The following is a 25,748-nucleotide window of genomic DNA, read 5'->3' as shown; positions in this document are numbered from 1 at the left end:
TGAACTCTGAGGGAGGAAATTAATATGGCTACCGGCAATAAGTTCATTTACTTTTTTGGGAAGGGAAAGGCCGAGGGTACGGGGAGCATGAAGGATCTGCTCGGCGGGAAGGGCGCCGGACTGGCAGAGATGACCAACATCGGTGTGCCGGTGCCGCCGGGATTCACCATTTCGACTGCGGTCTGCAACCAGTTCTATGATCTGGGACAGCGAGTTCCTGATGGTTTAGACGAGGAAATGCGCAAATATATGAAGAAGGTAGAGGCATCCGTCGCGGGCGGGTTCAAATTCGGCGACAGCAAACTGCCCCTGCTCGTGTCAGTACGTTCGGGATCTAAATTCTCCATGCCCGGCATGATGGATACGGTATTGAATCTCGGTCTCAATGATTCGACGATCAAGGGACTTATCAAACGCACCGGCAATGAACGCTTTGCCTGGGACGCCTACCGCCGGTTTATCCAGATGTTCGGGAATGTAGTGATGGGCGTCGAAAAAGAGGTGTTTGAACAGGTCATACATGAAATGAAAAACAAGAAGAAGGTCCAGCTCGATGTGGACCTGACGGCAGATGACCTCCAGGTGCTGGTGGATAAATTTAAAGCCAGGATCAGGCAGATCAAAAAACGCGAATTCCCCCAGGACCCTTGGGAGCAACTGGCCATGTCACGCGATGCCGTCTTCAATTCCTGGTATAATAACCGTGCCGTTACCTATCGTAAATTAAACAACATCCCCGGCAACCTGGGCACAGCGGTGAATGTTCAGGCCATGGTCTTCGGCAATATGGGCGAAACTTCGGCAACCGGCGTCGGCTTTACACGCAATCCATCCACGGGCGCCAGGGAATTCTACGGTGAGTATCTGACCAATGCCCAGGGTGAAGACGTGGTCGCCGGCACCCGCACCCCTCATCCGATCGCTGATCTGGAAAAAGAAATGCCGCAGGTATTTCGTCAGCTCCGCGATATCACAAGCAAATTAGAAAAGCACTATCGAGATATCCAGGATTTCGAATTCACCGTGCAGGAAGGAACCCTCTATATGCTCCAGACCCGCTCGGGCAAGCGTACCGCGCCCGCCGCGGTCAAGATCGCCGTGGACATGGTCCAGGAAAAACTCCTGACCAAGGAAGAGGCAATCCTGCGCGTTGAACCTGCCGCCCTGGATCAACTGCTCCATCCGATTATTGATCCCAAGGCCAGGTTAGACGTTATCGCCAGGGGACTGCCGGCATCTCCGGGCGCCGCCGCCGGTCAAGTCGTCTTTACTGCCGATGAGGCAGTAGAGCAGGCCAAGGTATCTCCGGTCATCCTCGTCCGTCCCGAGACCACGCCCGACGACATTCACGGCATGGATGCCGCCAAAGGCATTATCACGGCTCGCGGCGGTATGACCTCGCACGCGGCGGTGGTGGCCCGCGGGATGGGCAAGCCCTGCGTCAGCGGCTGTGAATCAATCAAAGTTGACGTCGCGGCCGGTGAGTTCAGCGTCGGTAAGGTGATTGTTAAAAGAGGCGATTACATTACGATTGACGGCGGCACCGGTCGCATCATCCGCGGCAGGGTGCCGACCACCGATCCCGAGGTAAGCGGTGAATTTGGAAAACTGATGCAGTGGGCGGACAAGGTGCGCACCATGAAGGTACGCGCCAATGCCGACATTCCACGCGACGCCAGGTTGGCCAGGCAGTTCGGCGCGGAAGGAATCGGTCTTTGCCGAACGGAGCACATGTTCTTCGCCGAGGACCGGCTGCCCATCGTTCAGGAGATGATCCTGGCGACCAGTACGGAAGACAGGGAGAAGGCGCTGACCAAACTTCTGCCCATGCAGCGCTCGGACTTCAAAGGCCTGTTTGAGACAATGGATGGACTCCCTGTCACCATACGCCTTCTGGATCCACCCCTGCATGAATTTCTCCCCAAGCGTGAGAAGCTCATGGTAGAGGTCGCGATCATGAAGACCAGGCGCACGCCCAAGGCTGCCATTGCCGCAAAGGAGAGTCTGCTGCAACGCGTCGAAGAGCTGCACGAAATCAACCCCATGCTGGGGCACCGCGGCTGCCGCCTGGGTATTGTATTTCCGGAGATAACGCGTATGCAAACCCGTGCCATTATTGAGGCCGCGTGTGATCTGACCAAAAAGGGCAAGAAGGTGGTTCCCGAGATCATGGTGCCGCTAGTAGGCATCAGCAAGGAGTTTACGAACCAGAGGGAACTCATCGTGGCGACGGCCGCAGAGGTTATGAAAAAGAAAGGCGTCACGATTGAATATCTGATCGGAACGATGATCGAGCTTCCCCGAGCTGCCGTTATTGCCGATCAGATCGCTAAAGAGGCCGAGTTCTTCTCCTTTGGCACGAACGATCTCACGCAGACCACTTACGGCTTCAGTCGTGATGATGCTGGTAAATTCATCAATTACTACCGGGACAATAATATCCTGGATAACGATCCCTTCCAGACTCTGGACGAAGAAGGAGTCGGTTATCTGGTCAAAATGGGAATCGAAAAGGGACGTAGCACGCGACCGTCCCTTAAAGTTGGCATCTGCGGTGAACACGGCGGAGATCCGGCGAGTGTTGAGTTCTGTCACAAGGCCGGACTAAACTATGTAAGCTGTTCTCCTTATCGGGTGCCTATCGCCAGACTCGCGGCGGCCCAGGCCAGGCTTAAGGAAAAAGGCATGGGGGCGCTGGTATCAAAATAGGAAAAAGAAAAGGCAAAGACGGATCGAGTATCTACCCGAAAATCCATACAGTAAGGAATGCCTAATGAGTGCGTCAACGCGGGCTTGGGGCAAGCGCCAAGCCTGTTACGCCCCCGTTGGATCAATCATTTCGAGCGCAAATCCTAAAAATTTTCCATCCCCATAGGTGCACATTTGAGGTGACAGGTGTTCGGCTTTATTGATGTTTTATCATGATTGGCTCTATTGATAACCAATCGAAATGTAGAGGCTTGAGCGTCGGCGCGACTTCGGAATGAAATGTGGGAAAACTTGACAACACATTTCCTGTTCAGATTGATTGCGGTAGCCTTCCTGAAAGAGAGCATGCGGCGATTTTCTGAAACATACTTTCTTCCTAATGGAAATGTGGAAACATGGACGATAATTTTTATTGACATTTATTACCAAAAGGTTGTTAAATCCAGCCTGCAAAATCATTGCAGCATGTAAGAAGCGAATTCTCTGGTGCCAAACCAGAGAAGCGGGGGACCCGGTTTTTAGGGGCGAATCCTTTTATGAGGTAGGGTAAGATACACCTCCTGCCCGAGCCCGTCAGCTAACCTCGTAGCTAATGGGAGGATATACGTTTACCTTCAAAACAGTAGTTCTTTTCCTGCTGAATGCAGGCCTGTTCGTTTTCTTCTTCTATCTTTTCCGTCAACGCAATCTCCTTTCCTATAATCGTGGTGGCCGGATTTGGCTCACCTACCTTGCAGTGGGCGTTATCACCTTGATGGACGAATTTACGTCCATTTTCTATGCTCCTGCCGAAGCTTTTCGTTTCATTGGCTTAAGCGCTATCATCTTCATTGCCATAACGAGTATCCTAGTGCGTTTTATCAGCACCCGCCTTACGGAAATAGCTGAAATCCTGGAGCATAATAACCTCATTGGCGGTGGTGTTTATTCTTTTTCCTACCTGGTATTGGGCCCCATGGTTTCCTTTGTTGCCGTATCTTCAATCATGGTGGATTACATCCTCACCGCCTGCATGTCTGCCGTCAGTGCCGTATCGAATGCCACATCTTTCTTCCCGCTGTCTCAACCGACTTCAATGCTCTTGGTATTAGGCATAATCTGGGCCGTAGCTGGGTTAAACATCAGCGGCATCAGGGAAAATGCCCGGTTTACCTTCATGATCTTTGTTGCGGCTGTCTTTGTCATTCTCAATCTCATTGTCTCAGGTCTGATAACGTTGGATGGTGGTTCTCTTAATCAGATAAAACTGGCGGCCATTGAGACGACAAAAGCGGTAAACACGGGTTCTATCTTGCAAAACTACGGTGATTTCATCTCCAGCATCGCCTTTTGTATCCTGGCTTATTCGGGTGTGGAATCTGTCCTCCAGACCGCTGGACTGGTGAGGAGCTGGAAGGAAATCCGGAAGGCCTACTGGTTTCTGGCTTTGACGGTAGGCTTGATCACCCCCCTCATTGCTATGCTCGCCTTATCAAGCCAAATAGATTTTAAAGCCCATGAAGGTGATTTGATTACCCACTACGCCACATTACTGAACGGCATCCCTTTTGGTTTCGCCGTTGGCGCGTTAGCCAGCTTCACCCTCACCATGGCCGTCAATACCGCCTTTGTAGCTTCCAGCGAGCTCATGGAACGGGTAGCCCATCGCTACGGTTTTCATTGGTTTATCGTCACCAACCGCCGTCATTCCCTCTATCGCATCCACATCACCAGTGCGGCATTCTTTTCCATCATTATTTTTCTCACCATGGGCAGCCAGCAGGAACTGGCCAATATGTATGCCCTCGGTCTGATTGCATCCTTCTGCATTAACATGGGTTCTCTCATCATCTATCGCTATTTCATGGGTAAGTCAGAAGGCATAACTTACTCTACGAGCCGCCTCGTTACCCTCATTCTCTTCATCATCCTGGTCAGTTGCTTCGTTTTTCTCGCCATTGATAAACCCCATGCCACCATGCTTTGGGCTACCGTCACCGGCGTTATGCTGCTTGCAGGCTTCATCATTGCCAAGAAACGCTCACCCGAATTAAAGGAAATCGAACAGGGCGATACGGAAATGGAGTTAATCCTCTATCTGGCGGAGTCTGAAGCTGAAGAGGTCCACCTTTTCTTCCGCAGATCCAAGGAAACTGACAGAACGCACCTTCATGACAATGAAGCTTTCATTACTTTCTACTCACCCCGGGTTGGCGGCATCCCCCTCAAAATGGCGCCTAATCATTTTCGGTTTCCCCTGATGAAGGTCAGCCTGTATAGCCGTATTATTTCCATTTTACGGGTTTTTGAATACGAGATGGGTGACCACAGGGTGGTGGTTCATTTTGGATGGCCCATGTCATCATGGATGGACCGCCTCTCAATAGGGGTGATGGTCTATCATATGCTGAAGCTACCAAAACTGTTCCCCAAATTTAAATTTGACATTGAGTATAATGAGGATATTGGAGTTATAACAGGCAATGTGGACAGATAATTCACCTTATCCTTAACCCATAAGGATAGGCGATGCGAGGACGGCTTGGTATTGGAACTTTCCCGAGATCCGAGAAACAATTTTAATGCGAGTAGGCACACACAATCTCAAAGGGGGAATGAAAAAATGGATAATAAAGAATTTGAGTTAGGCGAAAAACTCCTGGTATGCGTGACCCCCGGGTTATCCTCCACCAAACTTATCAGTTCTACAAAGAGGCTGGCTGACAGTTTGCGTGCCAAGTGGTATGCGGTATATGTTGAAGAACCGAATGTACTCAACTCACCCGAGGGAGAACGAAACAGTGCAGTCGATCATTTACGCTTGGCTGAACAATTGGGAGCGGAGACATTTCTTTTAACCGGCCGCAATATAGCCGAAGAGCTTGTTAACTTGGCAAAAAGTCGTAGTATTACCAAGATTGTTGCTGGTAAACCACGACGCTCCCTATGGAAGAGTATTTTCTTGAGGAGTCCTTTGGATCAGTTGCTGCGCTTGAGTGGTGAAATAGACGTCTATGTAATCTCTGGCAAGAGCGGTGAACAAACCGAGACAAGTTATGTTGTCCGACCCCCAAAGATCCATATATCAGACTATGGTGCGGGTATACTTTTCTTTATCATCGCTAACATACTCTGTTTTATCATGTACCCCTACTTCCATCTTAGCAACCTCATTATGGTGTATTTGCTCGGCGTTATGCTGACAGCCGTCAGCTGTGGCCGAGGCCCGGCTATTCTTATTTCTTGCCTGAGTGTCCTATCGTTTGATTTCTTTTTTATTCCTCCACGCTTTTCTTTTACGGTGGAGGAAGCGCAAGATGTCGTTACGTTTATTGTTATGTTGCTTGTGGCTATGGTCATCAGTCACTTGGCCTCAAACATGCGTCAGCAAGCCAATGTTGCCCATGTTCAGGAACGACAGGCCGCCGCTATGCATGGACTCAGTCGCCAGCTTGCCAGTATCAGGGGTATTGAGAATATTTTAAAGATCACGATACAATATATTTCTGAGGTTTTCGATAGCAAGGTTGCGGTATTACTTCCCGACAAGAACGGAAATTTGCACATAGCTGCCGGTGATGCTGCTTCTGTTTTTGAGAGGGATATACTGAAAGAAATGAAGAATGCCCGATCGGCCTTTGATATTGGCAAAATTATAGGCCGGGGGGCAGAAGCTTCCTCCAATACCGACATGCTCTATGCACCTTTACAGGCAGTTAGTACCACTCTGGGTGTTATTGCTTTAAGGCCTGCCGAACCAGAACGCTTTATGCTTCAGGGGCAATTACATTTACTAGAATCACTGGCCAAACAAGTCGCACTATCATTAGAAGTTGAACGCCTGACTGGAAGTGGTTTAGCCCCTTGAGGTTGAGCAGCACTGTTATTACCAATGCACTCTTTCTTTTGGTAATCATTCGTTTTGTGCTCTATAGTTGAGTAACACTTTGGTGCATGCAATAGGCAACGATGTTTTCAGGGCTAAGCATTACGGGTTATAAGCTGCTACAAAAAACGCATGGGCCTCGGTCACTGACTTCAATAAACGAAATAAAAATCAATACATCATCCAGATTGCTGATTACCAAAGAATTACCCAGGCAACCCCAAAGCAAGAAATTGCTGATATTTTTCGACAATAGTAATATATTACACCGGCAGCGAGGCAAAAAATAATACTGATCAAACATAGGGGGGCATCACCATGTCACTTACTAAAAACAATCTCGTCACCGTACTCAACGAACAGGCAGGTCTATCCAGAAAAGATTGCGCGTCTGCGGTGGATTCAACCTTCGACATCATGAAAGCTGAGCTGGAAAAAGGCAATGATGTCAAAATATCCGGCTTCGGGAAATGGACTGTCAAGGCCAAGAAGGAGCGCAACGGCAGAAACCCGCAAACTGGTAAGGACATGGCCATCACCGCAAGGAAGGTCGTCATTTTTAAAACATCGCCGGTATTGAAGGGCGCTTTAAATAGCTGATTATGTGAAGCAAAGACTCTTATGGCCAGCGACGCATTAAAAAAAGCTGCAATACAGCAAAGGATGTTATTCCGCCAGAGCATCTATTATATCTGGGGCATGGTTAAGTCTGACAGGCGGGATGAATTATCGGAAAAAGAGAATAACTTTGCGGAAATCTTGATGGATCACGAAGAGTATGGCGACCATTTTGAAAACATCGAAATTCTTGACGGCCGTGAATATGATGCCGGAGCAATGTTTAATCCCTTCCTGCATATCAGCACCCATCAGATGGTTGAGGATCAGCTCTCGGCAAATTTACCCGTACAAGCCACCTCGTTATATGCAGCCTTAGAGGGCAAGGGATTCTCTCACCATGAGGCTGTTCATGTGATTATGATGATTCTCGTTCATGTGATGCATGCATCGGCATTAGGTAAAAACCCCTTTGAAGCCGCCCGTTATAAACGATTGCTGATCAAATGCGCAGCGGCTGAACCATCTGAGATAGAGAAGATCATTGAAGAAGATTTATCAAGCTACACAACCTGCCATTAAGAAGTCCCAAGAAAGCAGGTGGTGAACCGTCATGGTTTCCGGGGCGGAGAAGCTGCCTGAATAAAATGAGATTAAAATATTTGTGACCAAGACAAGCTAAAAATGATAATTGAAGAACTGAGCACTCCAATATTTGGGGAGAAGGAGAATATTATATCGGTGGGACGCGTCAATCATTTTCAGGCACTTAATCCGGCACAATGCCAAGTTTGGGAAAAGGTTCTCAAGTTACAGCAGCTTTTAGCCCATTCAAAAACGCAAAACGGAGGTTTATCATGGCAGCGAAGAAAAAATTGACTACCAGGAACGGTTCACCCGTTGCAGACAATCAAAACACGATGACAGCCGGACCGCGTGGTCCAGTGCTTATGCAGGATGTCTGGTTCCTCGAAAAACTGGCCCACTTCGACCGGGAGGTAATTCCCGAACGTCGGATGCATGCCAAGGGGTCCGGCGCCTACGGCACCTTTACCGTCACCCATGACATCACCAAGTACACTAAAGCTAAAATCTTCTCCAAGGTGGGCAAGAATACCGACTGTTTCGTACGTTTTTCTACTGTCGCCGGCGAGCGCGGTGCGGCAGATGCCGAACGCGACATCCGGGGTTTTGCCATGAAATTCTACACCGAGGAAGGGAACTGGGATCTGGTGGGCAATAACACGCCTGTATTCTTCCTGCGCGATCCCCTCAAGTTTCCCGACCTCAACCATGCCGTGAAGCGTGACCCCCGTACGAACATGCGTAGTGCCAAAAACAACTGGGACTTCTGGACCTCACTGCCGGAAGCACTCCACCAGGTGACCATCGTCATGAGCGACCGGGGCATCCCCGCTACTTACCGTCACATGCACGGCTTCGGCAGCCACACCTTCAGCTTCATCAACGCCAAGAACCAGCGGTTTTGGGTCAAGTTCCACCTCAAAACCCAGCAGGGGATCAAGAATTTGACCGACCAGCAGGCTGAGGAGCTTGTCGGTAAGGATCGGGAGAGCCACCAGCGCGACCTCTACGAGAGTATCGAAAAAAAAGACTTCCCCCGCTGGATCTTCTCTGTTCAGATCATGCCGGAGAAGGACGCGTCAACCTGCTCCTACCACCCCTTCGACCTCACTAAGGTCTGGCTCCACAAGGATTATCCCCTGATGGAGGTGGGTGTCCTCGCACTGAACCGCAACCCCGAAAACTACTTCGCCGAGGTCGAGCAGTCGGCCTTCAACCCGGCTAATGTCGTCCCGGGCATAGGTTTTTCACCAGACAAGATGCTCCAGGGGCGGCTGTTCTCCTACGGTGACGCGCAACGCTACCGTCTCGGTGTGAACCACCAGCAGATCCCGGTCAACGCCCCCCGTTGCCCATACCACAGCTATCACCGTGATGGCGCCATGCGGGTGGACGGTAATTATGGCAGCACTATCGGCTACGAACCCAATAGCTATAGTGAATGGCAGGAACAGCCGAAATTCGCCGAACCGCCGCTGAAGCTGAATGGGGCAGCGGATCACTGGAATTATCGCGAAGACGATAATGACTATTACACACAGCCTGGCAAGCTATTCCGCCTGATGAATGCCGCACAGCAGAAAGTTCTTTTTGAAAACACAGCCCGCGCTATGGGCGATGCACCCAAGATGGTCAAGGTCCGCCATATCAGCAATTGCATGAAGGCAGATCCAACCTACGGCAAAGGAATCGCCAAGGCTCTGGGCATTCCGATGAGCGAAGTTCCGAAATAGACCTTTGTTTTGATGATTCGGTAGAACGCGCATGATAATCAAGAAAGAAACTGATATTTCACCTTTAGAGATTACCGATGAAGACCTCTACCTTAATCGTCGCGAATTTATAGCTGCGACAGCCGCTATTGCCGTAACAGGGGCGATTCCCGATTTATTTGCACGGGAAGGTGATGCCGACCTTAAGCTTAACGTGGGTAAAAGCGGTGCATACACCGGGGGCGAGAAAACCACCCCCGTTTTGGACGCCACTCACTACAACAACTTTTATGAGTTCTCTACAGAAAAAGAGGATGTAGCCGAACGTAGCAAAAGCTTCCGTACCCGTCCGTGGACCGTTTCAGTGGAAGGACATGTTAACAAACCCAGGCTTTACGATATTGATGAGGTCATGAAAATATTTCCCTTGGAAGAGCGCATCTACCGGTTCCGTTGCGTGGAGGCGTGGTCAATGGTTATTCCCTGGGTCGGCTTTCCCCTCGGCGATTTCATAAAAAGGTGTGAGCCAACCTCTAAGGCGAAATTCGTAGAATTCATGACACTGAAGGACCAGAAGCAGATGCCGGGGCAGACCCTCGATGTGCTTGACTGGCCTTATATTGAGGGCCTGAGGTTTGATGAGGCATTGAACCCCTTGACCATGCTGGCCGTGGGGATGTATGGGAAGGTGTTGTTTAACCAGAATGGCGCCCCCCTGAGACTCGTAGTGCCCTGGAAGTACGGTTTTAAGAACATCAAGTCTATTGTCCGTATCCGCTTTGTTGAGCAGATGCCGATTAGCGCATGGATGAAGGCAAGCCCCCGAGAATACGGATTTTACTCCAACGTAAACCCCGAGATAGACCACCCCCGTTGGAGCCAGGCAAGGGAGCGTCGGATTGGTGAGATTGCGAAGCGAAATACTCTTATGTTTAACGGATACGGTAAACAGGTTGCGCACATGTATGCGGGTATGGACCTCAGGAAGTACTTTTGATGGGAATCTGCATGTGAAGTGCGCTGACCGCCTCAAAATTGTCTTTTGCATTATTTATCTCCTGCCGGTTTCACGGCTGGTCTTTCTCGCATTCACTTTGGGGCTTGGAGCCAACCCGATAGAAAAGGTCATCCATACGACTGGCGACTGGGCTCTTAATTTGCTGTTGCTCACACTTACGATTACCCCACTCTGCAGTCTCACCGGATGGTCATGGCCCGCCAAATTACGTAAAATGTCGGGGCTTTTCAGCTTTCTTTACGCTGGCCTCCATTTCATTACTTATATTGTACTCGACCAAGGCCTTTCCTGGTCGGCTATAAGCGATGATGTGATAAAACACAAACGCATAGCTGTTGGTTTTGCGAGCCTGCTTCTACTCGTCCCTCCCGCTGTTACATCGGTTAGCGGCATGAGGGGGCTGCTGGGATACGAAAGATGGAAAAACCTGCAAATCACAGTCTATGCCGCCGCTGTAGGGGGGGTGGTCCATTACCTTTGGCTTGTAAAAAGAGATACGAGGCGGCCGCTCGCTTATGCTGTAGTTTTATTTATACTATTTGGGTACAGGGCTCTGGAATATTTGCTTAAGCAAAGGAAGAAGCGACGCATTACGCTCTCTGACGGCAACAGATAAGACTTTACGTCTGTTATCTTTCAACTGATCGGGATCGTTACTCTATTACGGTATAAAAGGTGCGGGTTTTTAAGCGTGACTTTTTTGGCGGAAGGTGGTAGCCTCTCCTCCCTTGCGCCGCCGGAAATAATTGGCGCATGATTTATCAACTCCAGCGACGACTTCGATATCCTTACTAACACAGGAGTTTGCATGCAATCCAAAGCTCCACGCCTCGTGGCTCTGGATGCACTCCGGGGTCTTACCATCGCGGGCATGATCCTCGTTAACTATGCCGGGATATTCAAGGGCATGTACTGGCCGTTCCGCCATGCGGCATGGCACGGCTTCACGCCCACGGATCTGGTGTTTCCTTCCTTCCTTTTCATCGTTGGCACTTCGATGTGGTATGCCCACAAATCCGCCCAGCATCGCTTGACAAGCGCGCTGGCCCTAAAGGTGGTCTGGCGTACGATAATTATTTTTCTCATCGGGCTCCTGATGAATTTCCCGGGCTATCTGATCAACGGCAATGGACTCAGGCTACCTGGCGTCCTTCAGCGCATCGCTTTGCTATGGGGTGGCCTCATTCCTTGCTCTCCTGCTTCCGGTGAGAAGATTGCTCTCGATTTCCACCTTGCTACTGCTGGGTTACTGGGGCCTCTTGCTCGTCTGCGGCCAAGAGGATCCTCTTTCCCTGGCGGGAAACGCCGTCCGCAGAATGGATCTGGCACTGCTCGGTCCTCAGCATCTCTATCTTCACTATGGCATCCCCTTCGATCCGGAGGGGTTGCTCTCCACCCTGCCTGCCCTCGTCAACGTTATTGCCGGTTACCTGGCAGGTCGGTTGGTGGATGTTGCCCAAGACCGGGAGCGCGCGATGCTGACCCTCTGACCCTCTTCCTGTGGGGCATTGTCCTCTTCTTCCTGGGCAAGGTTTGGAGCATCTGGCTACCCCTCAATAAATCCATCTGGACCAGTTCCTACACGATCTACACCATCGGTATAGATCTGATCTTGCTCGCGTTCATGGTGTGGTTGAGCGATGTGAAGCAGTGGGCGCGCCTGGCCACACCCCTTGTGATTTTCGGTGAGAACCCACTCTTTATTTATGTCGTCGCTTCCCTGTGGGAGAGTGCGCTTCTCACTATACGATTGAAGACACAGTTGGGTACGACACAGTCACTCATCTACTGGCTGAACGATCATCTCTTCGCGCCATGGCTGGGCTCAGTAGCGGGCGGCGCCACCATGGCCCTGGCCCATGTCCTGGGTTTCCTTGGCTTAGCTTGGGCGCTGCATAGAAAGCGAATCATCATCAAGGTTTAAAGGCGTTATATAAAAATAAATCCAAGTTTCTGATTATTTTCATCCTCTGTTGATTACCAATTATAACCTTGCAAAATAATCCTTTCTGATCAGCGCCTGAAAAATGGATTCCTCAGCCTCTCCTGACCTATGGTGGAGGCAGGCCCATGCCCCGGATATACGCGTAAATCGTCTCCAAGGGGAAATATCTTTTCCATTACCCCCCTAATCAGTTTCTGATGATCGCCGCCAGGAAAGTCGGTGCGTCCTATGGAACCGGAAAAAAGTGTATCCCCAGTAAAGACAGCTCCTGGCGCGTAAAGACATACGCCACCAGGAGAATGCCCGGGTGTATGGATCACCCTTATCCTATATGTACCAACTTCAATTTCCTGTCCTTCAACAAGTGTCCCGTCAGGCGGGAAACCCAGTCCGGGAGCATCCAGCTGGTGTATCCATACAGGGGCCTTTATAATGCCCTTTAGCTCCTTCGCCGCGCCTGTGTGGTCATGATGGCCATGGGTGATTATGATATATTTTATCCTGAGACCAGTATTGGATACCTCTTTTACAATGCGAAACGCCTCACCCCCAGGATCAATGACAATCCCCTCCATGGTCTTTTTACATCCCAGTATATAACAGTTCGCCTGATACGAGCCAACAGCCATCATCTTGAGCATAATAAATGATCTCCCTTCTGGAATTCCTTATGTGCTTTCAAGCATAATAATTTTTACGGATGTGCGCCCGATAAAATAGACACCATCTCCTCCGACTCGGCGCATGACCAGGGTTTGTGCTCGTGTACAGTTGATGCCCACCAGCCAGTCCGATTCTTGCCGGTTAAGAAAAATGCTACTACGGCATAGGTCGCGATATGTCAAAGAAAAGCAATCCGAAAACAATTTTTCTTCCCGGCTCTTGCCGGTAATCATCAACCTTCGCAATATCATGAATTCTGGAAATACATCACCTAAAATAAAAAACCAAATATATTCAATTACTGGAACATATCCGGCCAGAGTATTCAGAATATATGAAGAGGAAAAACTTATCTGAACATGAAGAGTTAATAGAGCAAATTTCATTAAATTATTTTACGTTTTTTCTGATGTAGTTTCTTTTTTTCAAGAGCTGATTTATTTTCTTGAATATTTTGTAAGTAAGTGCTACCAAAGCACAATGTCAAAGGGGACAAAGAAAAAGATACTGGAGGCGGGGCTAGCTTTGTTTTCGACAAAGGGTTATCTCGGCTCTACGACCAGAGAGATTGCCAAAACTGCAGGAGTTGCCGAGGTCACGCTATTTCGGCACTTTTCATCAAAGGAAAAACTCTTTGCAGAAATCATGAACACCTATACCTTCCTTCCTACATTAAAGGATCTCCTGCCCTGCCTTGCCAAAATGGACTATCAAGAAGCCCTGGAAGAAATTGCCCGACGTTTCCTTGAGATTCTTGATGAAAGGAAGGGCATGATACAAATCATGTCTTTTGAGATACACCGTTACCCGCAAACGGTGGTGAGTATCCACCGCAATTTTGTCGAAGAAATTTTTAAGGCGCTGGCATCTTACTTTCGAGAGATGCAGAGCCTCCAGCTGCTGCGGGGCTTTCACCCGGAAATCGGAGCAATGGCCTTTGTGGGAATGTTTTTTTCCTTCTTTTTCACCCGTGAATTTCTCTGGAGAGGAGAGAGTGGTTCCGACAAGGAAGAGGTGATCAGGGAATTCGTGGAAGTTTTTATGAAAGGAACGATTCAATGAGGATCAAGGTATGTTTAGTCTCTGCCCTTTCGATTTTAACGCTTCTCCTCTTGAGCGGAACAACTGCAGCCGAGACTCTGACGCTGGGCGAGGGGCTCAAGATTGTTACTGAAAAAGGAAGGCTGGCACGGATCGCCGCTTATGATGAGGAGATTGCCAGAGACAGCGCGCTGATCGCACGGGCGAGCCTCTTTCCCCGGGTGAACGCCTCTCTGAACCAGACCTTTTTGGCCCATCAACCGCAAGCGATCTTCGGAAACGCTACTATTCCCACTTCCCAACAGGACTTTCTCGCTTACAGTATCAGTGTTCAGCAGACACTTTATGATTTTAAACGAACCGCCTCACGTTATGCGGCAGGGAGAACAAGAGTTGATACCCAGAAACTCGATACGCAAAAGATCAGGAATCTTGCCGCCATTGAATTCGCCCTGGCCTATTATGACCTACTGGAAGCCGAACATATTGCCAAAGTGGCGGCGATAGAGGTTGAGCGGCTGCAATCTCATCTGAAGGATGCGAAGGACCTCTATACTGAAGGAGTTATCACGAAAAACGATCTCCTCCAGGCTGAGGTACGGCTGTCCGACGCCGGGCAGCGGCTGATTAGCGCCAGGAACTTCCGGGCGATCAATGCCTCACGCATCAATAATGCACTCCTGCGACCGCTCACTGCCGAAGTGGCGGCTGCTGAGGTGGATAAACCGAATGTTGACTACCTCGAGACAAACCTCGAAAAAGCCTGGGAGATCGGCTTAAAGGAACGGCCGGAAATAAAAATCGCTGAGGAGACCCTGAAAACATTGGGTTTGGAGGAGCAGGCGAAGAAGGCAGAATTTTATCCCGAACTCTTTGTCAGGGGCGGGTATGATTATACGGAAAACCGCTACCAGCTGTACGAGGGGAACTGGGCGATGATTCTCGGAGTAGGGGTGAACCTTTTCAGTGGCGGTAGCACGAAGGCTGAGGTAGCCAGGATCGAACACCAAAAGTCAAAACTCCGGGAAGAGAAAGAAAAGCTGGTGGATGACATCAAACTTGAAGTACAGCGGAATCTATTGGACACTCAATCAGCCCGGCAGAAGATTGCCGTGGTGAAGGACGCCCTGCAACAGGCCGAGGAAAACCTGCGCATCAACAAGACGCGGTATCAGGAGGGAGTCGGAACGGCAACGGAGGTGCTTGATGCGGTGACGCTCCTTACGGTTGCCGAGACGAATCACTACCGTGCACTTTACGACCTTGGCAGGGCTGAAGCGGCAGCGATGTATTCCCAGGGACAAAAATTGGCGGAGGCGTATAAGTAACTCTTATGGATGAAGTCAACAAGAACGACAGTAACCACAAAAAAAAGATCATAGCAGCGATTGTTTTTGCCTGCGTCGGAGTTGCGGGTTTAATAAGCGTCTTTTTCTACATACAGTACAAGGCAAGGCATATCAGTACCGACGATGCCTTCATCGATGGCCATATCCACAGCATCGCTGCCAAGATACCGGGGACGGTAAAAACGATTTTCGTAGAGACCAACCATGCGGTCAAAGAGGGAGCGCTGCTTGTGGAGATCGACCCGACGGACTACGATGTCAGAGCCGGGGAAACAGGGGCTTCCCTCTCCGCCGAGAAATCAAGACAGACCGAGTTTGCCTCACAAGTGGAGACTAACCGCAGGCAGCTTTCCGAAATGAAGTATCGCACCGCTGCGGCCGAGGCCAACCTGAACCTTCAGGAGGCAAAACTACGGCAGGCTGAGCTTGATCGCCAACGGGCGGAAAATTTAATCCGGAAAGAGGCAATCTCCAAGGAACGCGCCGACCAAGCCAAGACCGCTCACGATGTGGCCTCCGCCCAGGTCAAGGTAGCCAAGGATCAGCTTAAACAAACTGAAGCCACCATCGAAACTCAACAAGAAGTGATAAGACACTCTGAACTTGCCCTCCGGACGCAGGCAGCCACAGTCACGCAACGGCAGGCAATTTTGAAGACGGCGCAACTGAGCCAGGGGTATACGAGGATTTATGCGCCAGTCAACGGATTTGTAACCAAGAAGTCCGTAGAGGTCGGCAACCAGATTCAGCCGGGACAGCCGCTTATGGCACTGGTTCCCCTCGACAACATCCATGTGATTGCCAATTACAAGGAGACAGAGATTCAAAAGATAAAGCCGGGCCTGAGAGTCGAAGTCCGCATCGATACCTATCCCGATAAGGTTTTCCAAGGAAAAGTCGACAGCATCATGGCGGGCACCGGGGCGGTTTTTTCCCTCTTCCCGCCGGAGAATGCTACGGGAAATTATGTGAAGGTGGTCCAGCGGGTCCCTGTCAAGATCGTTCTGGAAAAGAACACCGATCCGTCCCATGTGCTCCGGGTGGGCATGTCCGTTGTGCCGACGATTATCCTGGAAAATTGAGTCAAAGGAGTTTCCCCAGGATATGAATAAATGGATTGTCGCCTTGACTGTCATGCTCCCGACCGTGATCGAGATCATCGACACCTCGGTGGTCAACGTGTCCCTCAACCATATCCGCGGCAGCCTTTCCGCCGGACTCGATGAAGCCACCTGGACGATCACGTCCTACCTTGTTTCCAATGCGATCATCATCCCGCTGACCGGCTGGTTGAGCCGCCTGTTCGGCAGGAAGCGTTACCTCATCTATTCCATAACCCTCTTTACCCTGAGTTCGTTCTTCTGCGGCCTCGCCTGGAGCCTCTCTTCCCTGGTGATTTTCAGGATACTACAGGGCATCGGCGGTGGTGCACTTCAGCCGCTCTCGCAATCAATCCTGCTTGAAACCTTTCCGAAGAAGCAGCACGGCATGGCCATGGCGGTGTTCGGCGTTGGCATCATGTTCGGACCGATCATCGGACCCCTTTTCGGAGGTTGGATTACCGATAACTGGTCTTGGCACTGGATCTTCTTCATCAACATTCCCATCGGCCTCATTTCGATCCTCATGGTGCTCTTTTTCATCGTTGACCCGCCCTATATGAACCGGATGAAGATGAAAGTAGACTATTGGGGATTGATGTTCCTCACCGTCGGCATCGGCTGCCTCCAGATTGTCCTCGACAAGGGCGAAATGGAGGACTGGTTTGCTTCTAACTTCATCACCTGGCTGAGCCTGATTTCTGTCGTATCACTGCTCTTGTTTGTCGCCTGCGAGTTCTTTGTGGAACATCCCATCATCAACTTCAAAATCTTCCGGAACGTCACCTTCAGCACAGGGAACGTGTTGATGTTCTGTGCTTTTTTTAACCTCTTCGCCAGTATCGTGCTCCTGCCGATCTATCTCCAGACCCTCATGGGGTACACTGCCACTTTGGCCGGCATGGTCCTTGGACCGGGAGGCATGGCAACCCTTATCTCCATGCCCCTGGCCGGCCGGCTGATCACGAAGATGAACCCCAAGTATCTTCTCGGTTTTGGCTTAATTGTGGCTGCCTACGCCACTCATCTTATGGCACAGTTCAATCTCCTGGCGGATTTTAATACGGTCATCTGGCCCAGAATCATCTTGGGCGTGGGTATGGGTTTTCTCTTCATTCCCCTCAACACGACCACTATGTCGGGGATAGAAAACGAGAATATGGGCAACGCCTCGGCTATTTTCAATCTGGTAAGGAACCTGGGCGGCAGTTTCGGCATTGCCTTTGTCACGACCCTGTTGGCGCGGAGATCCCAATTCCACCAAAGCAGGCTTGTGGAGGGACTGACACCCTTTGACAGAATTTACCAACACGCTCTCCCGCTCGTGCCATCGCCCAGCGCCGACGTGGCAACAGGGCCGGGAATGATTTATCGGCAGTTACTCAGACAGGCTTCCATGATGTCGTTCAATGACGCCTTCTATCTCCTGAGCATCTTCCTGCTCTGCCTGGTGCCGTTGGTATTGCTCATGAAAATGGGAAAATCAGGGGCCGTTATCCATGACTAATAACTGTGGATTAGCAGGAAGCTATGTTCAACCCTGCTCGTCCCAAAAACCGCCGCCCCAAAACTGTAACTCTCAACCAGTTATCGTTAAAAGTTCACAGGTTTTTTATCACGGGTTGACCGCCATTATAATTACCGGCGATACTCCTTCCTTTTCCATCCGTCCCTTACTTAGCAATCCTTTTATAACTGATTGATCTGAGATCAATCTTCACTTTCAACGCTGCTGCCTTTTTCTTTCTTAACCAAGGCGGCAAAGGTTATTATTTCAGAGCCATGCTTGTTTCGTATTTCGTCCATAACCCTGTCAATTTGTTTATTTTTATCGCTTTTTACATTGCCTTCTATTTGGTCAAAAAGTGACAACTGACCCGAAGAGCTGTCTCCGTAAAATACCGAGAGGCATATACCGATCAATCTTACTGGATGGAGCCTGTTCCAATTTTGCTCAAGCAGACTGCAACCAGCCCGGTATATTTCTTTGGTGGTACAGGTAGCAGGAATAGCTGTCTGCCTTGTAACTACCTGAAAATCAGAATATTTCAGGGTGATATGGACCGTACGCCCTTTCTTGCCATGCCTTCTTGTCGTCATACCAATGTCATCGGCAAGCTCCATTAGAACCAGCTTTGCTTTCTCAATGTCGGATATATCTTCCGGCAATGTTGCTGAGCGTCCGATTGACTTCATATCATCAGCCATGTGAGCGATAACAGGGGAATTGTCAATTCCCTTGGCATGCAGATAAATTTCCTTCCCGCTTTTCCCGAAAACTTTGACAATGGTGTTTATATGAAAATTGGCAATCTCACCTATCGTCCGTATCCCCATGCGGTTTAACTTTTCAGCGGTTTTACCACCAATGCCGTACATTTCTTTTACCGGAAGCGGCCAGAGCTTTAAGGGAATATCATGCTCCCATAGTTCGGTGATGCCTAGAGGCTTCTTCATTTCAGCCGCCATTTTTGCGAGGAACTTGTTTGCGGCGATTCCTATTGAGCACCAAAGCCCGAGCTTGACCCTGATTTCATCCATAATATGTTTAGCGGCCTCGGCAGGTTTGCCAAAAAGTCCTTCACACCCTGTCATATCAAGCCATGCCTCATCAATGCTGTTTTGTTCCAGAACCGGGGTATAGTTCGATAGTAAGTCCATGACCTCTTTTGATTTTTGCTCATAGAAACTATGATCTGGCGGTACCAGGATCATTTTAGGGCAAAGTCTCAAAGCTTCATGAAGGACCATGGCGGTCTTGACTCCACAGGACCTTGCCTCATAGTTTGCGGCAAGGATGATGCCTGCACGCTTCTTGGGATCACCGGCAACAGCGGCTGCAATTCCGACAAGAGAAGCATTCCTTGTCATTTCACAACTTATAAAAAAGGCATTCATATCAACAAGAAATATAACCTTTTGCGTGGAACACCTCTTTCTATGTGCTAAGCGTAGAGCAATTGACGGTATTCTACAAAGGCATTTGGAGAGAAAAGCCGAATATTATCTTCTATTTTTCTCAATTGCGTATCCACTGTTCCCGATGAAATACCGGTAGGCGCGTAAGCAACATAAAGAACGCAGGATGTCTCTGGTGAAATAGGCGAACAGTTATCTTGCCCATAAATAACCGAACAGCATATCCCATGCGCGTCCCTCATAATCATGTCGCCCTCGCGAATTGCTTTGAAAGTGCCATTCATCTGGGTGATATGTTCTCCTTCTCTTGAAACGTCTATGAGAACCGGTCCGTGTAATTTCCCAACATCATGTCCAGCAGTAAGAACAAACGTCTCGACTTCTGCCATGAAGTTTGAATCAACCAAGGGAATTACCGTTGGCAGATCCTTTCCCTTCAACACGATTGACTCTACCTGAAGCTGCACATGATAAGTCTTGTTGAATCGCTTGTAGTACCTTTCGTAATCAGACATCACGGGCAGCGACAAGAAATCCTGTCGAGTAAACCCGTTGTAGCGTTCTCTCAGGCGCGTTTCCGTCTCACGTTTCCGTTGATCTAACTCAGAAGATGTGTGGATATTCTCTATGCCAGAAAGTTCCAGAAGACCGATAATCGCCCCGGTGTGAACGGTATGCCATTCATGAGTTGCTGAAATCAAAAGCATATAAAACTCCAAAGTAACGATAAAATAGAAAGGGAGACCTAATCCCTGACATTGCTGACCGGTCGGCCTTGTATAATCCCGCAAGATGTCCGCTCTGCTTTTGAGATCGTATCTGAAGATGCAGACGAACTGTTGCAGCCAATATATGCTTCCGGAAAGCTAGTTGTAAACGCCAGCGAGAAAGCTAAGTAAAAGAGTTTGAGATATTTCAGGAGAGGTGGCGTCTATTATCTGGAAGGCGTTTCCATCGTTTGCTTCACGCTATAACCGCCCTTTTTCAGAGCATCCACGACTACTGGATTAGAAGTCTTTGCATCATTAATAGTGATGGCAACGATTTCGCCCTCGGGAAAGGCTACCTCGACCACACCATCCACCGCCTTGAGGATAGAACCTATCCTCTGAGCAGCGCCTCAGTTTCTGCAGCCGGAGACTTCCAGTTGCACCACTTTTTCAGCGCCAAATACGAGTTGGCCGACAGCGAGGATAATGAGGAGCAGAATAAAAATTGTTCTCATCTTAACCCGCTATATAGATGCTTCCCATCCTTGCCCGTTGTCTATCATCGGTCTTACCTCATATATCTCTAACGTCACGGCAGCATGCATCAGCTTTGCAATTGCTTCGCCCACTCTCGGTAGCGCCTGCGCTCTCAGCGTTTCCAGTTTTTCACCGCTTGTCTGATACTCGATCATTTTGAGATAAACCCTTACACCCTTCCATTCCGGATGCGTCTTCCCCGGTTCCATGATCGTAAACACGGCATGGGGATTCTCCAGGAGGTTCGCAAAGGTTCTGTTATTCCTCAGGGTAAGCACCACCGTTTTCTCGTCGACCATTCTGGGTGAGCCCAGGACCGCCACATCTGCCTTGCCGCTTTTGTCGGCGGTGCTCAGCGTTGCGAGCCTCGGTTGTTTGTTGAAATATTCAATCAATTTAGCATTCATATTTTACCTCATAGTTGTATTTTGCTGAATATAGGGGAACAGCCCTGTCATGTCAATGTGATTATTTATTGTAAAGTGCCAATGTAAGCATAGGGATCAGCGCAAGATATAATCAGCCAGATCATACCCATCAGTAAATATGCCCAAAGGGTCTTTGCTACTTATTTATTAGTAATTTGTGATCCTATTACTCGCCTCTATTTTTTGCCGACGATGGAAGGACCAATCGAAGAAGCAATGATTATCAACCGCTGCAAGGAGGAGGGGTCATATGAAAATCGTCTCAGGAATGGAACCGACAATCAGTCTGGAAAATGAGGCATAACAATGCAGTGGGTGTCATATTTGCGTTATCCGAACTCAGCCTGTGCAAATACAAAGTTGCAATTTTGGTCATCAAGGTATATTAACGGCCACGTGATGAAAGGTGGCATTAATGTGTGATGATCGGGGGTAAGGACAGCTTCCTGAAAGTAACAAATCTCTAAGCTATATGAAAAGGCATGATTTCGATTGGTTATCAATAATGTCCATAATCATCGTTGAAGTACGGTAGCCCGCCGGGAAGCCAAAGTGTGAACGGGAAGAATGTAATTTTTAACCGCAGTATCGGAAGGAATTGGTCAACTGGACTCAAGGGAGGTATCTTATGATTAAAACAACTATCCTTAGCGCTGCTGCTGTCATCATTATTTTGCTTGCCGCATGTGCCGGCATTGATAGGGAGAACAGGCCGGGCCAAGATAATCTTATATTTCTGGATGGGATAGTGCAGGCTGTATCAGGCAAGCAAGTATGGCTGACCTTAAAGGTGCCGGAAATTAAAAAAACAGCTGGTTCGGCGATTAGTGATATCGCACAGCAGATTGTGCAGAAAAGCCTCCTTTTTGAAGGCGTAACAACGGAAGTCAACGACCAGCAAGCGAGAGTAATGGAGGTGCGCGGTACTGCCGTAAAAATTGAGTTGGAGAAACCCATAGCCTTTGCAGCGGGTACAATGGTTAAACTCCAAGTGCCGAAGAAAAGTATTGCTATAGTAGATTTCGAGGTCATAAGAGGAAGTGTGAAAGAGGTGGGCCGAGTAACCCTGGAAGAACTCACTACTACCCTTGTCGAATCTGGGCAATTTAACGTTGTCGAGAGATCTAAGCTGAAATCAATTATGGATGAACTTCAATTAAGCTTGAGCGGCATGGCCGGTGACACGGCGGATAAGTTCTCGGGGAAATTGTTGATTGCAGATCTCATTTTGACAGGTACCTTGGCCGATATCCAAAACGAATGGAACATTAACCTGCGACTAATCAACACGAGGACCGGACAGGCTGTTGCGGCGGTATTCATGAAGACGAAGCTTTTCAATGCGGCGGAGCTGCGGGATTCCGGTTCCTGGAACGAGGATTTTGAGGCTGCAAGGGTAGATCCTTCTTGGTTAATCGGATATCATCGCCTCGGCAAGCAAGGCCAAAAGTCTTCCGCCTTTTACGAGACTGCCTTAGATACTAATACCGGTGCTGAAGGCTCTAAACAGTCCCTAAGAATAAAATTCAAGTTCACCGGGGACACACCGGGGACATACGCTATTGCCAATAATAAAAGGAAACGCAATATATCGCTTTTTAGCGGCATAGAGTTCTATGCCAAGGGCACCAGAAATTTGTATGGCACCTTTCGTTCTTCAACCTCCCTGCCGGATGATCCCAACACCATGGACAGGTGGGTCAGTTTTTTTGACATAAGTACTGAATGGCAAAAGATCAGGATACCCTTCGACAGTTTGACAATTGGCAGGGGCTGGATAAAAAGAGGTGCCGAATCCATGGGCGCAAAAGCCGGAGATCAAGTGATACGCTTAAACCGTATAGAAGAACTGCGATTTGACATTGATTCAGACAGAAATGAAGCAACTGAAGGCACAGTTTGGATAGACAAGATCAGTTTTTACCGCGACTGAAAGGTTTTGTTGAGGAAGGAAGCTACTCGGTTGCTCGGCAAGTTAGGAGTCTAGGATTCTGAACCACGGGACTCTCATAGCAAAATGAACAATGAGCAGCGGCATGCCATCAATATGAGAAGTATTCTTCGTTTTTATCAACATTGATAGAATTAGCAGACAGCGCTGAAAGGAAGAGTAAAAAGGATAGGGAGTAGTCAATGGGAGATAAAGGACAAAAAAATAAATGTCAGCTCGATATTAAAGCATCGCGTGATTACAGAGAAGATATCCCGAAAATTGTGAGCAACCTTGTTGGAACTTGCAACGGTAATAACTGCTTCGACCACGTGGGCCCGGAACCAATTCCATCAAGAGATGCAATAATAGGAATAATACATCAACTCCAACGGATCCTCTTCCCGGGATATTTTATCCCGGAGCGGCTGGACCGGGTCAATCTGGAATATTACCTGGGAATGGAAACGATATCTCTTTTTGAAAACCTCTCGTGTCAGTTGACCCTTTGCATAAGGCATGAATGCATCAGATACAATCTATCCTGTACGCACTGTGTGGAACGCGGTCGTGAAGAAGCCATGAAGTTTATCCGGGAATTGCCTGATATCAGGATTCTTTTGGCCAAGGATATAAGGGCCGCCTTGGAAGGAGACCCTGCGGCGAAAAACTATGACGAGATTATCCTTTGCTACCCCGGACTCCATGCAGTGACAGTTTACCGCATAGCCCACCAACTTCACCATCAGAAGATTTCACTTATGCCTCGTATTATGAGCGAGTATGTTCACGGGCTTACCGGCATAGACATACATCCCGGCGCCCATATCGGCGCCAGCTTTTTCATCGATCATGGAGTTGGTGTAGTAATAGGTGAGACTGCTGACATTGGTAATGGGGTAAGAATCTACCAGGGGGTTACTTTGGGCGCCCTTTCTCTCCCAAAGGATGCAGTCCAACAGCTTCGCGGTAAAAAGCGTCATCCGACGATAGAAGATGATGTGATAATATATTCAGGGGCGACTATCCTGGGAGGCGAGACTATTATTGGCGCCAAATCTGTAATTGGTGGTAATGTCTGGCTCACAGAATCCGTACCTCCGGAAACGAAGGTCTTTATCAAAAAGCCGGAGCTTATACTCAAGCGTGATGATAGAAAGTGTACCACCGCCTCGCAAAGGACAGCAGGCTGAGGATGGAGGAAGCAAAGAGATGGGTAAAGGTAACAAGCATCTGTGCGATTGGAGAAAAGATGAGATCAAAGATAATCTTGGGAAACTCAAGGGAATCGTTGGAGAGCCCAAGTATATCTGTCTAAAATGCGCCAGAGTTGCAAAAGATTCCAATTATTTACACAAACCAGAAGAGTTAACTAGTTAAAATAATTGTTGCTTCGATTGATTCTTCCTGAAAGACAAAATCCGATGATTTGAGCAAACAATGACATTGCTCAGTCAATTTATGGGAAATCGGCCAATGGCTCAAAAACACCGTTATGAAATTCCTTTTATGGCGTCATCAACTGCTGCTTCAAACAACGTGAGCCCTTCGTCCATTTCTTCCCGCTTGATATTCAGAGCCGGGAATATCCTTATAATGTTTCCTTGCGTCTGCGTTACAAACAGACGCCGATTGAGACATTTTCCAACAACATGACTGGCGGTCTCAACATCACAAAACTCTATAGCCAAAAGCAGTCCCCTACCTCGGACCTCTATAATTTTCTCTGGGTATGACATCATCAACTGATGCATCCGATCAAGGGCGTAGTCGCCTGTCTTTATAACATTAGCGGATATATTGTGATCGAGTAAATACTTGATGACGGCATAAGCTACTGCACAACCGAGCGGATTACCACAATAAGTGCCACCGTGATCACCGGGCTCAAGAAGCATTGACACTGCCTCAGACATTGCAAAGGCTCCAAACGGAAAGCCCCCGGCAATTCCTTTCGCCATAGTCATAAAATCTACTTCGATATTCAAAGGACTTATGGCAAACATTGGTCCAGTTCTACAAAACCCTGTTTGTATTTCATCAATAATTAACAGTGTACTATTTGCCTTGCACAGTCGGCTCATCTCTTTAAGATAGCCTTCGGAAGGGATAATGACGCCACCCTCACCTTGAACCGGTTCTAAAATTACGGCTGCCACATTCTTATCAAGGGCCCCACTCAATGCTTCCAAATCATCATAAGGAATAAACCGATAGTTGGGCATCAATGGGTTGAACTTTTCTCTGTGCTTGTTCTGTCCAGTAGCTGATGCTGTGCTGATTGTCCGACCATGGAAGCCCTGGTTCATGGCAATAACATCCATGCGTCCCGTTGCTTTACGTGCCAGCTTGATAACGGCGTCGTTTGCCTCAGCTCCACTATTGGAGAAAAATATTCTAGTCAGGGGTACGGGAAGGATTTCGCACATCAATGACAGAAGACGGGCACGTGCCGGTGAGTAAGTCAGCCCCGAACTTGGATTCTGGATGATCTTCTTGCTCTGTTCCAGAAGTGCGTCACTGATCACCGGATGGGCATGACCAAGGCATGTCACCCCCCAGCCCGAGGTGAAGTCTATATACCTGTTCCCTGCTTCATCCCATACTTGGACGCCGGCACCTCTCTCAATTGAGACAGGTATCTTTCTAAAAAATAGTGGGGTGCATTTATCTTCCACC

Annotated in this window: 22 protein-coding genes and 1 riboswitch; of the genes, 16 read left to right on the top strand and 6 right to left on the bottom strand. The window is 48.8% G+C overall.

Annotated elements, in window-relative coordinates:
• Positions 1-24: 24 nt before the first annotated feature.
• The 8 genes from ppdK to NT140_10875 all read left to right on the top strand — a co-directional run bounded on the left by ppdK (position 25) and on the right by NT140_10875 (position 11,063).
• Entirely contained in the window at positions 25-2,709 is a 2,685-nt protein-coding gene (ppdK, locus tag NT140_10910; protein MCX5832373.1) for a pyruvate, phosphate dikinase, read from the top strand.
• Between the two features lie 462 nt (positions 2,710-3,171).
• A riboswitch (cyclic di-AMP (ydaO/yuaA leader) is annotated at positions 3,172-3,313 on the top strand.
• On the top strand, positions 3,302-5,185 hold the full coding sequence (locus NT140_10905; protein ID MCX5832372.1) for an APC family permease: 1,884 nt from the start codon (positions 3,302-3,304) through the stop codon (positions 5,183-5,185). It overlaps the preceding riboswitch by 12 nt.
• Positions 5,186-5,311: 126 nt before the next feature.
• Complete coding sequence (locus NT140_10900; protein MCX5832371.1) at positions 5,312-6,556, top strand: DUF4118 domain-containing protein; 1,245 nt, start codon at positions 5,312-5,314, stop codon at positions 6,554-6,556.
• A 336-nt stretch (positions 6,557-6,892) separates the two neighbouring features.
• Complete coding sequence (locus tag NT140_10895) at positions 6,893-7,174, top strand: integration host factor subunit alpha (protein ID MCX5832370.1); 282 nt, start codon at positions 6,893-6,895, stop codon at positions 7,172-7,174.
• 21 nt (positions 7,175-7,195) lie between these two features.
• A complete protein-coding gene (locus NT140_10890) occupies positions 7,196-7,714 on the top strand; it encodes a DUF1841 family protein (GenBank protein MCX5832369.1) in 519 nt (172 codons plus the stop codon).
• A gap of 275 nt (positions 7,715-7,989) precedes the next feature.
• On the top strand, positions 7,990-9,450 hold the full coding sequence (locus NT140_10885) for a catalase (protein MCX5832368.1): 1,461 nt from the start codon (positions 7,990-7,992) through the stop codon (positions 9,448-9,450).
• A 37-nt stretch (positions 9,451-9,487) separates the two neighbouring features.
• Positions 9,488-10,426: a protein-methionine-sulfoxide reductase catalytic subunit MsrP gene (gene msrP / locus NT140_10880; protein ID MCX5832367.1), complete on the top strand. Its 939-nt coding sequence runs from the start codon at positions 9,488-9,490 to the stop codon at positions 10,424-10,426.
• Positions 10,395-11,063 carry a sulfoxide reductase heme-binding subunit YedZ gene (locus NT140_10875; GenBank protein MCX5832366.1) on the top strand — a complete coding sequence of 223 codons (669 nt, stop codon included), beginning with the start codon at positions 10,395-10,397 and terminating at the stop codon, positions 11,061-11,063. Before msrP ends, NT140_10875 begins: the two co-directional genes overlap by 32 nt.
• 269 nt (positions 11,064-11,332) lie before the next feature.
• Here NT140_10875 and NT140_10870 read toward each other — a convergent pair whose 3' ends face one another.
• Positions 11,333-11,533: a hypothetical protein gene (locus NT140_10870; protein MCX5832365.1), complete on the bottom strand. Its 201-nt coding sequence runs from the start codon at positions 11,531-11,533 to the stop codon at positions 11,333-11,335.
• A 41-nt stretch (positions 11,534-11,574) separates the two neighbouring features.
• Here NT140_10870 and NT140_10865 point away from each other — a divergent pair, with 41 nt between their 5' ends.
• On the top strand, positions 11,575-11,937 hold the full coding sequence (locus NT140_10865; GenBank protein MCX5832364.1) for a hypothetical protein: 363 nt from the start codon (positions 11,575-11,577) through the stop codon (positions 11,935-11,937).
• Positions 11,938-12,089: 152 nt separating this feature from the next.
• Positions 12,090-12,371 carry a hypothetical protein gene (locus NT140_10860; GenBank protein ID MCX5832363.1) on the top strand — a complete coding sequence of 94 codons (282 nt, stop codon included), beginning with the start codon at positions 12,090-12,092 and terminating at the stop codon, positions 12,369-12,371.
• Between the two features lie 89 nt (positions 12,372-12,460).
• On the opposite strand, the gene NT140_10855 is transcribed toward NT140_10860, so the two are convergent.
• Positions 12,461-13,036 (bottom strand): MBL fold metallo-hydrolase, encoded by a 576-nt coding sequence (locus tag NT140_10855; protein MCX5832362.1) that lies wholly within the window; start codon positions 13,034-13,036, stop codon positions 12,461-12,463.
• Positions 13,037-13,535: 499 nt separating this feature from the next.
• On the opposite strand from NT140_10855, the gene NT140_10850 reads away from it, so the two are divergent.
• From NT140_10850 to NT140_10835, 4 genes are read left to right on the top strand one after another with little or no spacing between them, the layout of a single operon-like run.
• On the top strand, positions 13,536-14,117 hold the full coding sequence (locus NT140_10850) for a TetR/AcrR family transcriptional regulator (protein ID MCX5832361.1): 582 nt from the start codon (positions 13,536-13,538) through the stop codon (positions 14,115-14,117).
• A complete protein-coding gene (locus NT140_10845; GenBank protein ID MCX5832360.1) occupies positions 14,114-15,424 on the top strand; it encodes a TolC family protein in 1,311 nt (436 codons plus the stop codon). Before NT140_10850 ends, NT140_10845 begins: the two co-directional genes overlap by 4 nt.
• A 5-nt stretch (positions 15,425-15,429) precedes the next feature.
• Complete coding sequence (locus tag NT140_10840; protein ID MCX5832359.1) at positions 15,430-16,527, top strand: HlyD family secretion protein; 1,098 nt, start codon at positions 15,430-15,432, stop codon at positions 16,525-16,527.
• Between the two features lie 22 nt (positions 16,528-16,549).
• The gene (locus NT140_10835) at positions 16,550-18,052 is read left to right on the top strand and encodes a DHA2 family efflux MFS transporter permease subunit (protein MCX5832358.1); all 1,503 of its coding nucleotides are present in this window, start codon (positions 16,550-16,552) and stop codon (positions 18,050-18,052) included.
• A gap of 203 nt (positions 18,053-18,255) precedes the next feature.
• On the opposite strand, the gene dinB is transcribed toward NT140_10835, so the two are convergent.
• The 3 genes from dinB to NT140_10820 all read right to left on the bottom strand — a co-directional run bounded on the left by dinB (position 18,256) and on the right by NT140_10820 (position 21,118).
• A complete protein-coding gene (gene dinB, locus NT140_10830; protein MCX5832357.1) occupies positions 18,256-19,506 on the bottom strand; it encodes a DNA polymerase IV in 1,251 nt (416 codons plus the stop codon).
• Entirely contained in the window at positions 19,491-20,171 is a 681-nt protein-coding gene (locus NT140_10825) for a hypothetical protein (GenBank protein MCX5832356.1), read from the bottom strand. The genes dinB and NT140_10825 overlap by 16 nt, the downstream gene beginning before the upstream one ends.
• A 527-nt stretch (positions 20,172-20,698) precedes the next feature.
• Positions 20,699-21,118, bottom strand: coding sequence for a pyridoxamine 5'-phosphate oxidase family protein (locus NT140_10820; protein ID MCX5832355.1), 420 nt, complete (start codon positions 21,116-21,118; stop codon positions 20,699-20,701).
• A gap of 649 nt (positions 21,119-21,767) precedes the next feature.
• On the opposite strand from NT140_10820, the gene NT140_10815 reads away from it, so the two are divergent.
• Both NT140_10815 and NT140_10810 read left to right on the top strand, forming a co-directional pair.
• Entirely contained in the window at positions 21,768-23,072 is a 1,305-nt protein-coding gene (locus tag NT140_10815; GenBank protein MCX5832354.1) for a FlgO family outer membrane protein, read from the top strand.
• Positions 23,073-23,272: 200 nt separating this feature from the next.
• Positions 23,273-24,262 (top strand): serine acetyltransferase, encoded by a 990-nt coding sequence (locus NT140_10810; protein MCX5832353.1) that lies wholly within the window; start codon positions 23,273-23,275, stop codon positions 24,260-24,262.
• Positions 24,263-24,562: 300 nt separating this feature from the next.
• Here the strand turns inward: NT140_10810 and NT140_10805 are convergent, their stop codons facing one another.
• Positions 24,563-25,747, bottom strand: a complete 1,185-nt coding sequence (locus tag NT140_10805) for an aminotransferase class III-fold pyridoxal phosphate-dependent enzyme (GenBank protein ID MCX5832352.1) — start codon at positions 25,745-25,747, stop codon at positions 24,563-24,565.
• Position 25,748 lies beyond the last annotated feature (1 nt).

It is taken from the genome of Deltaproteobacteria bacterium (assembly GCA_026388415.1).
Taxonomy (GTDB): Bacteria; Desulfobacterota; Syntrophia; order Syntrophales; family JACQWR01; genus JAPLJV01.
The sequence above is the reverse complement of the archived record's forward strand: the minus strand, read 5'-3'. Positions and strand labels throughout refer to the sequence as shown.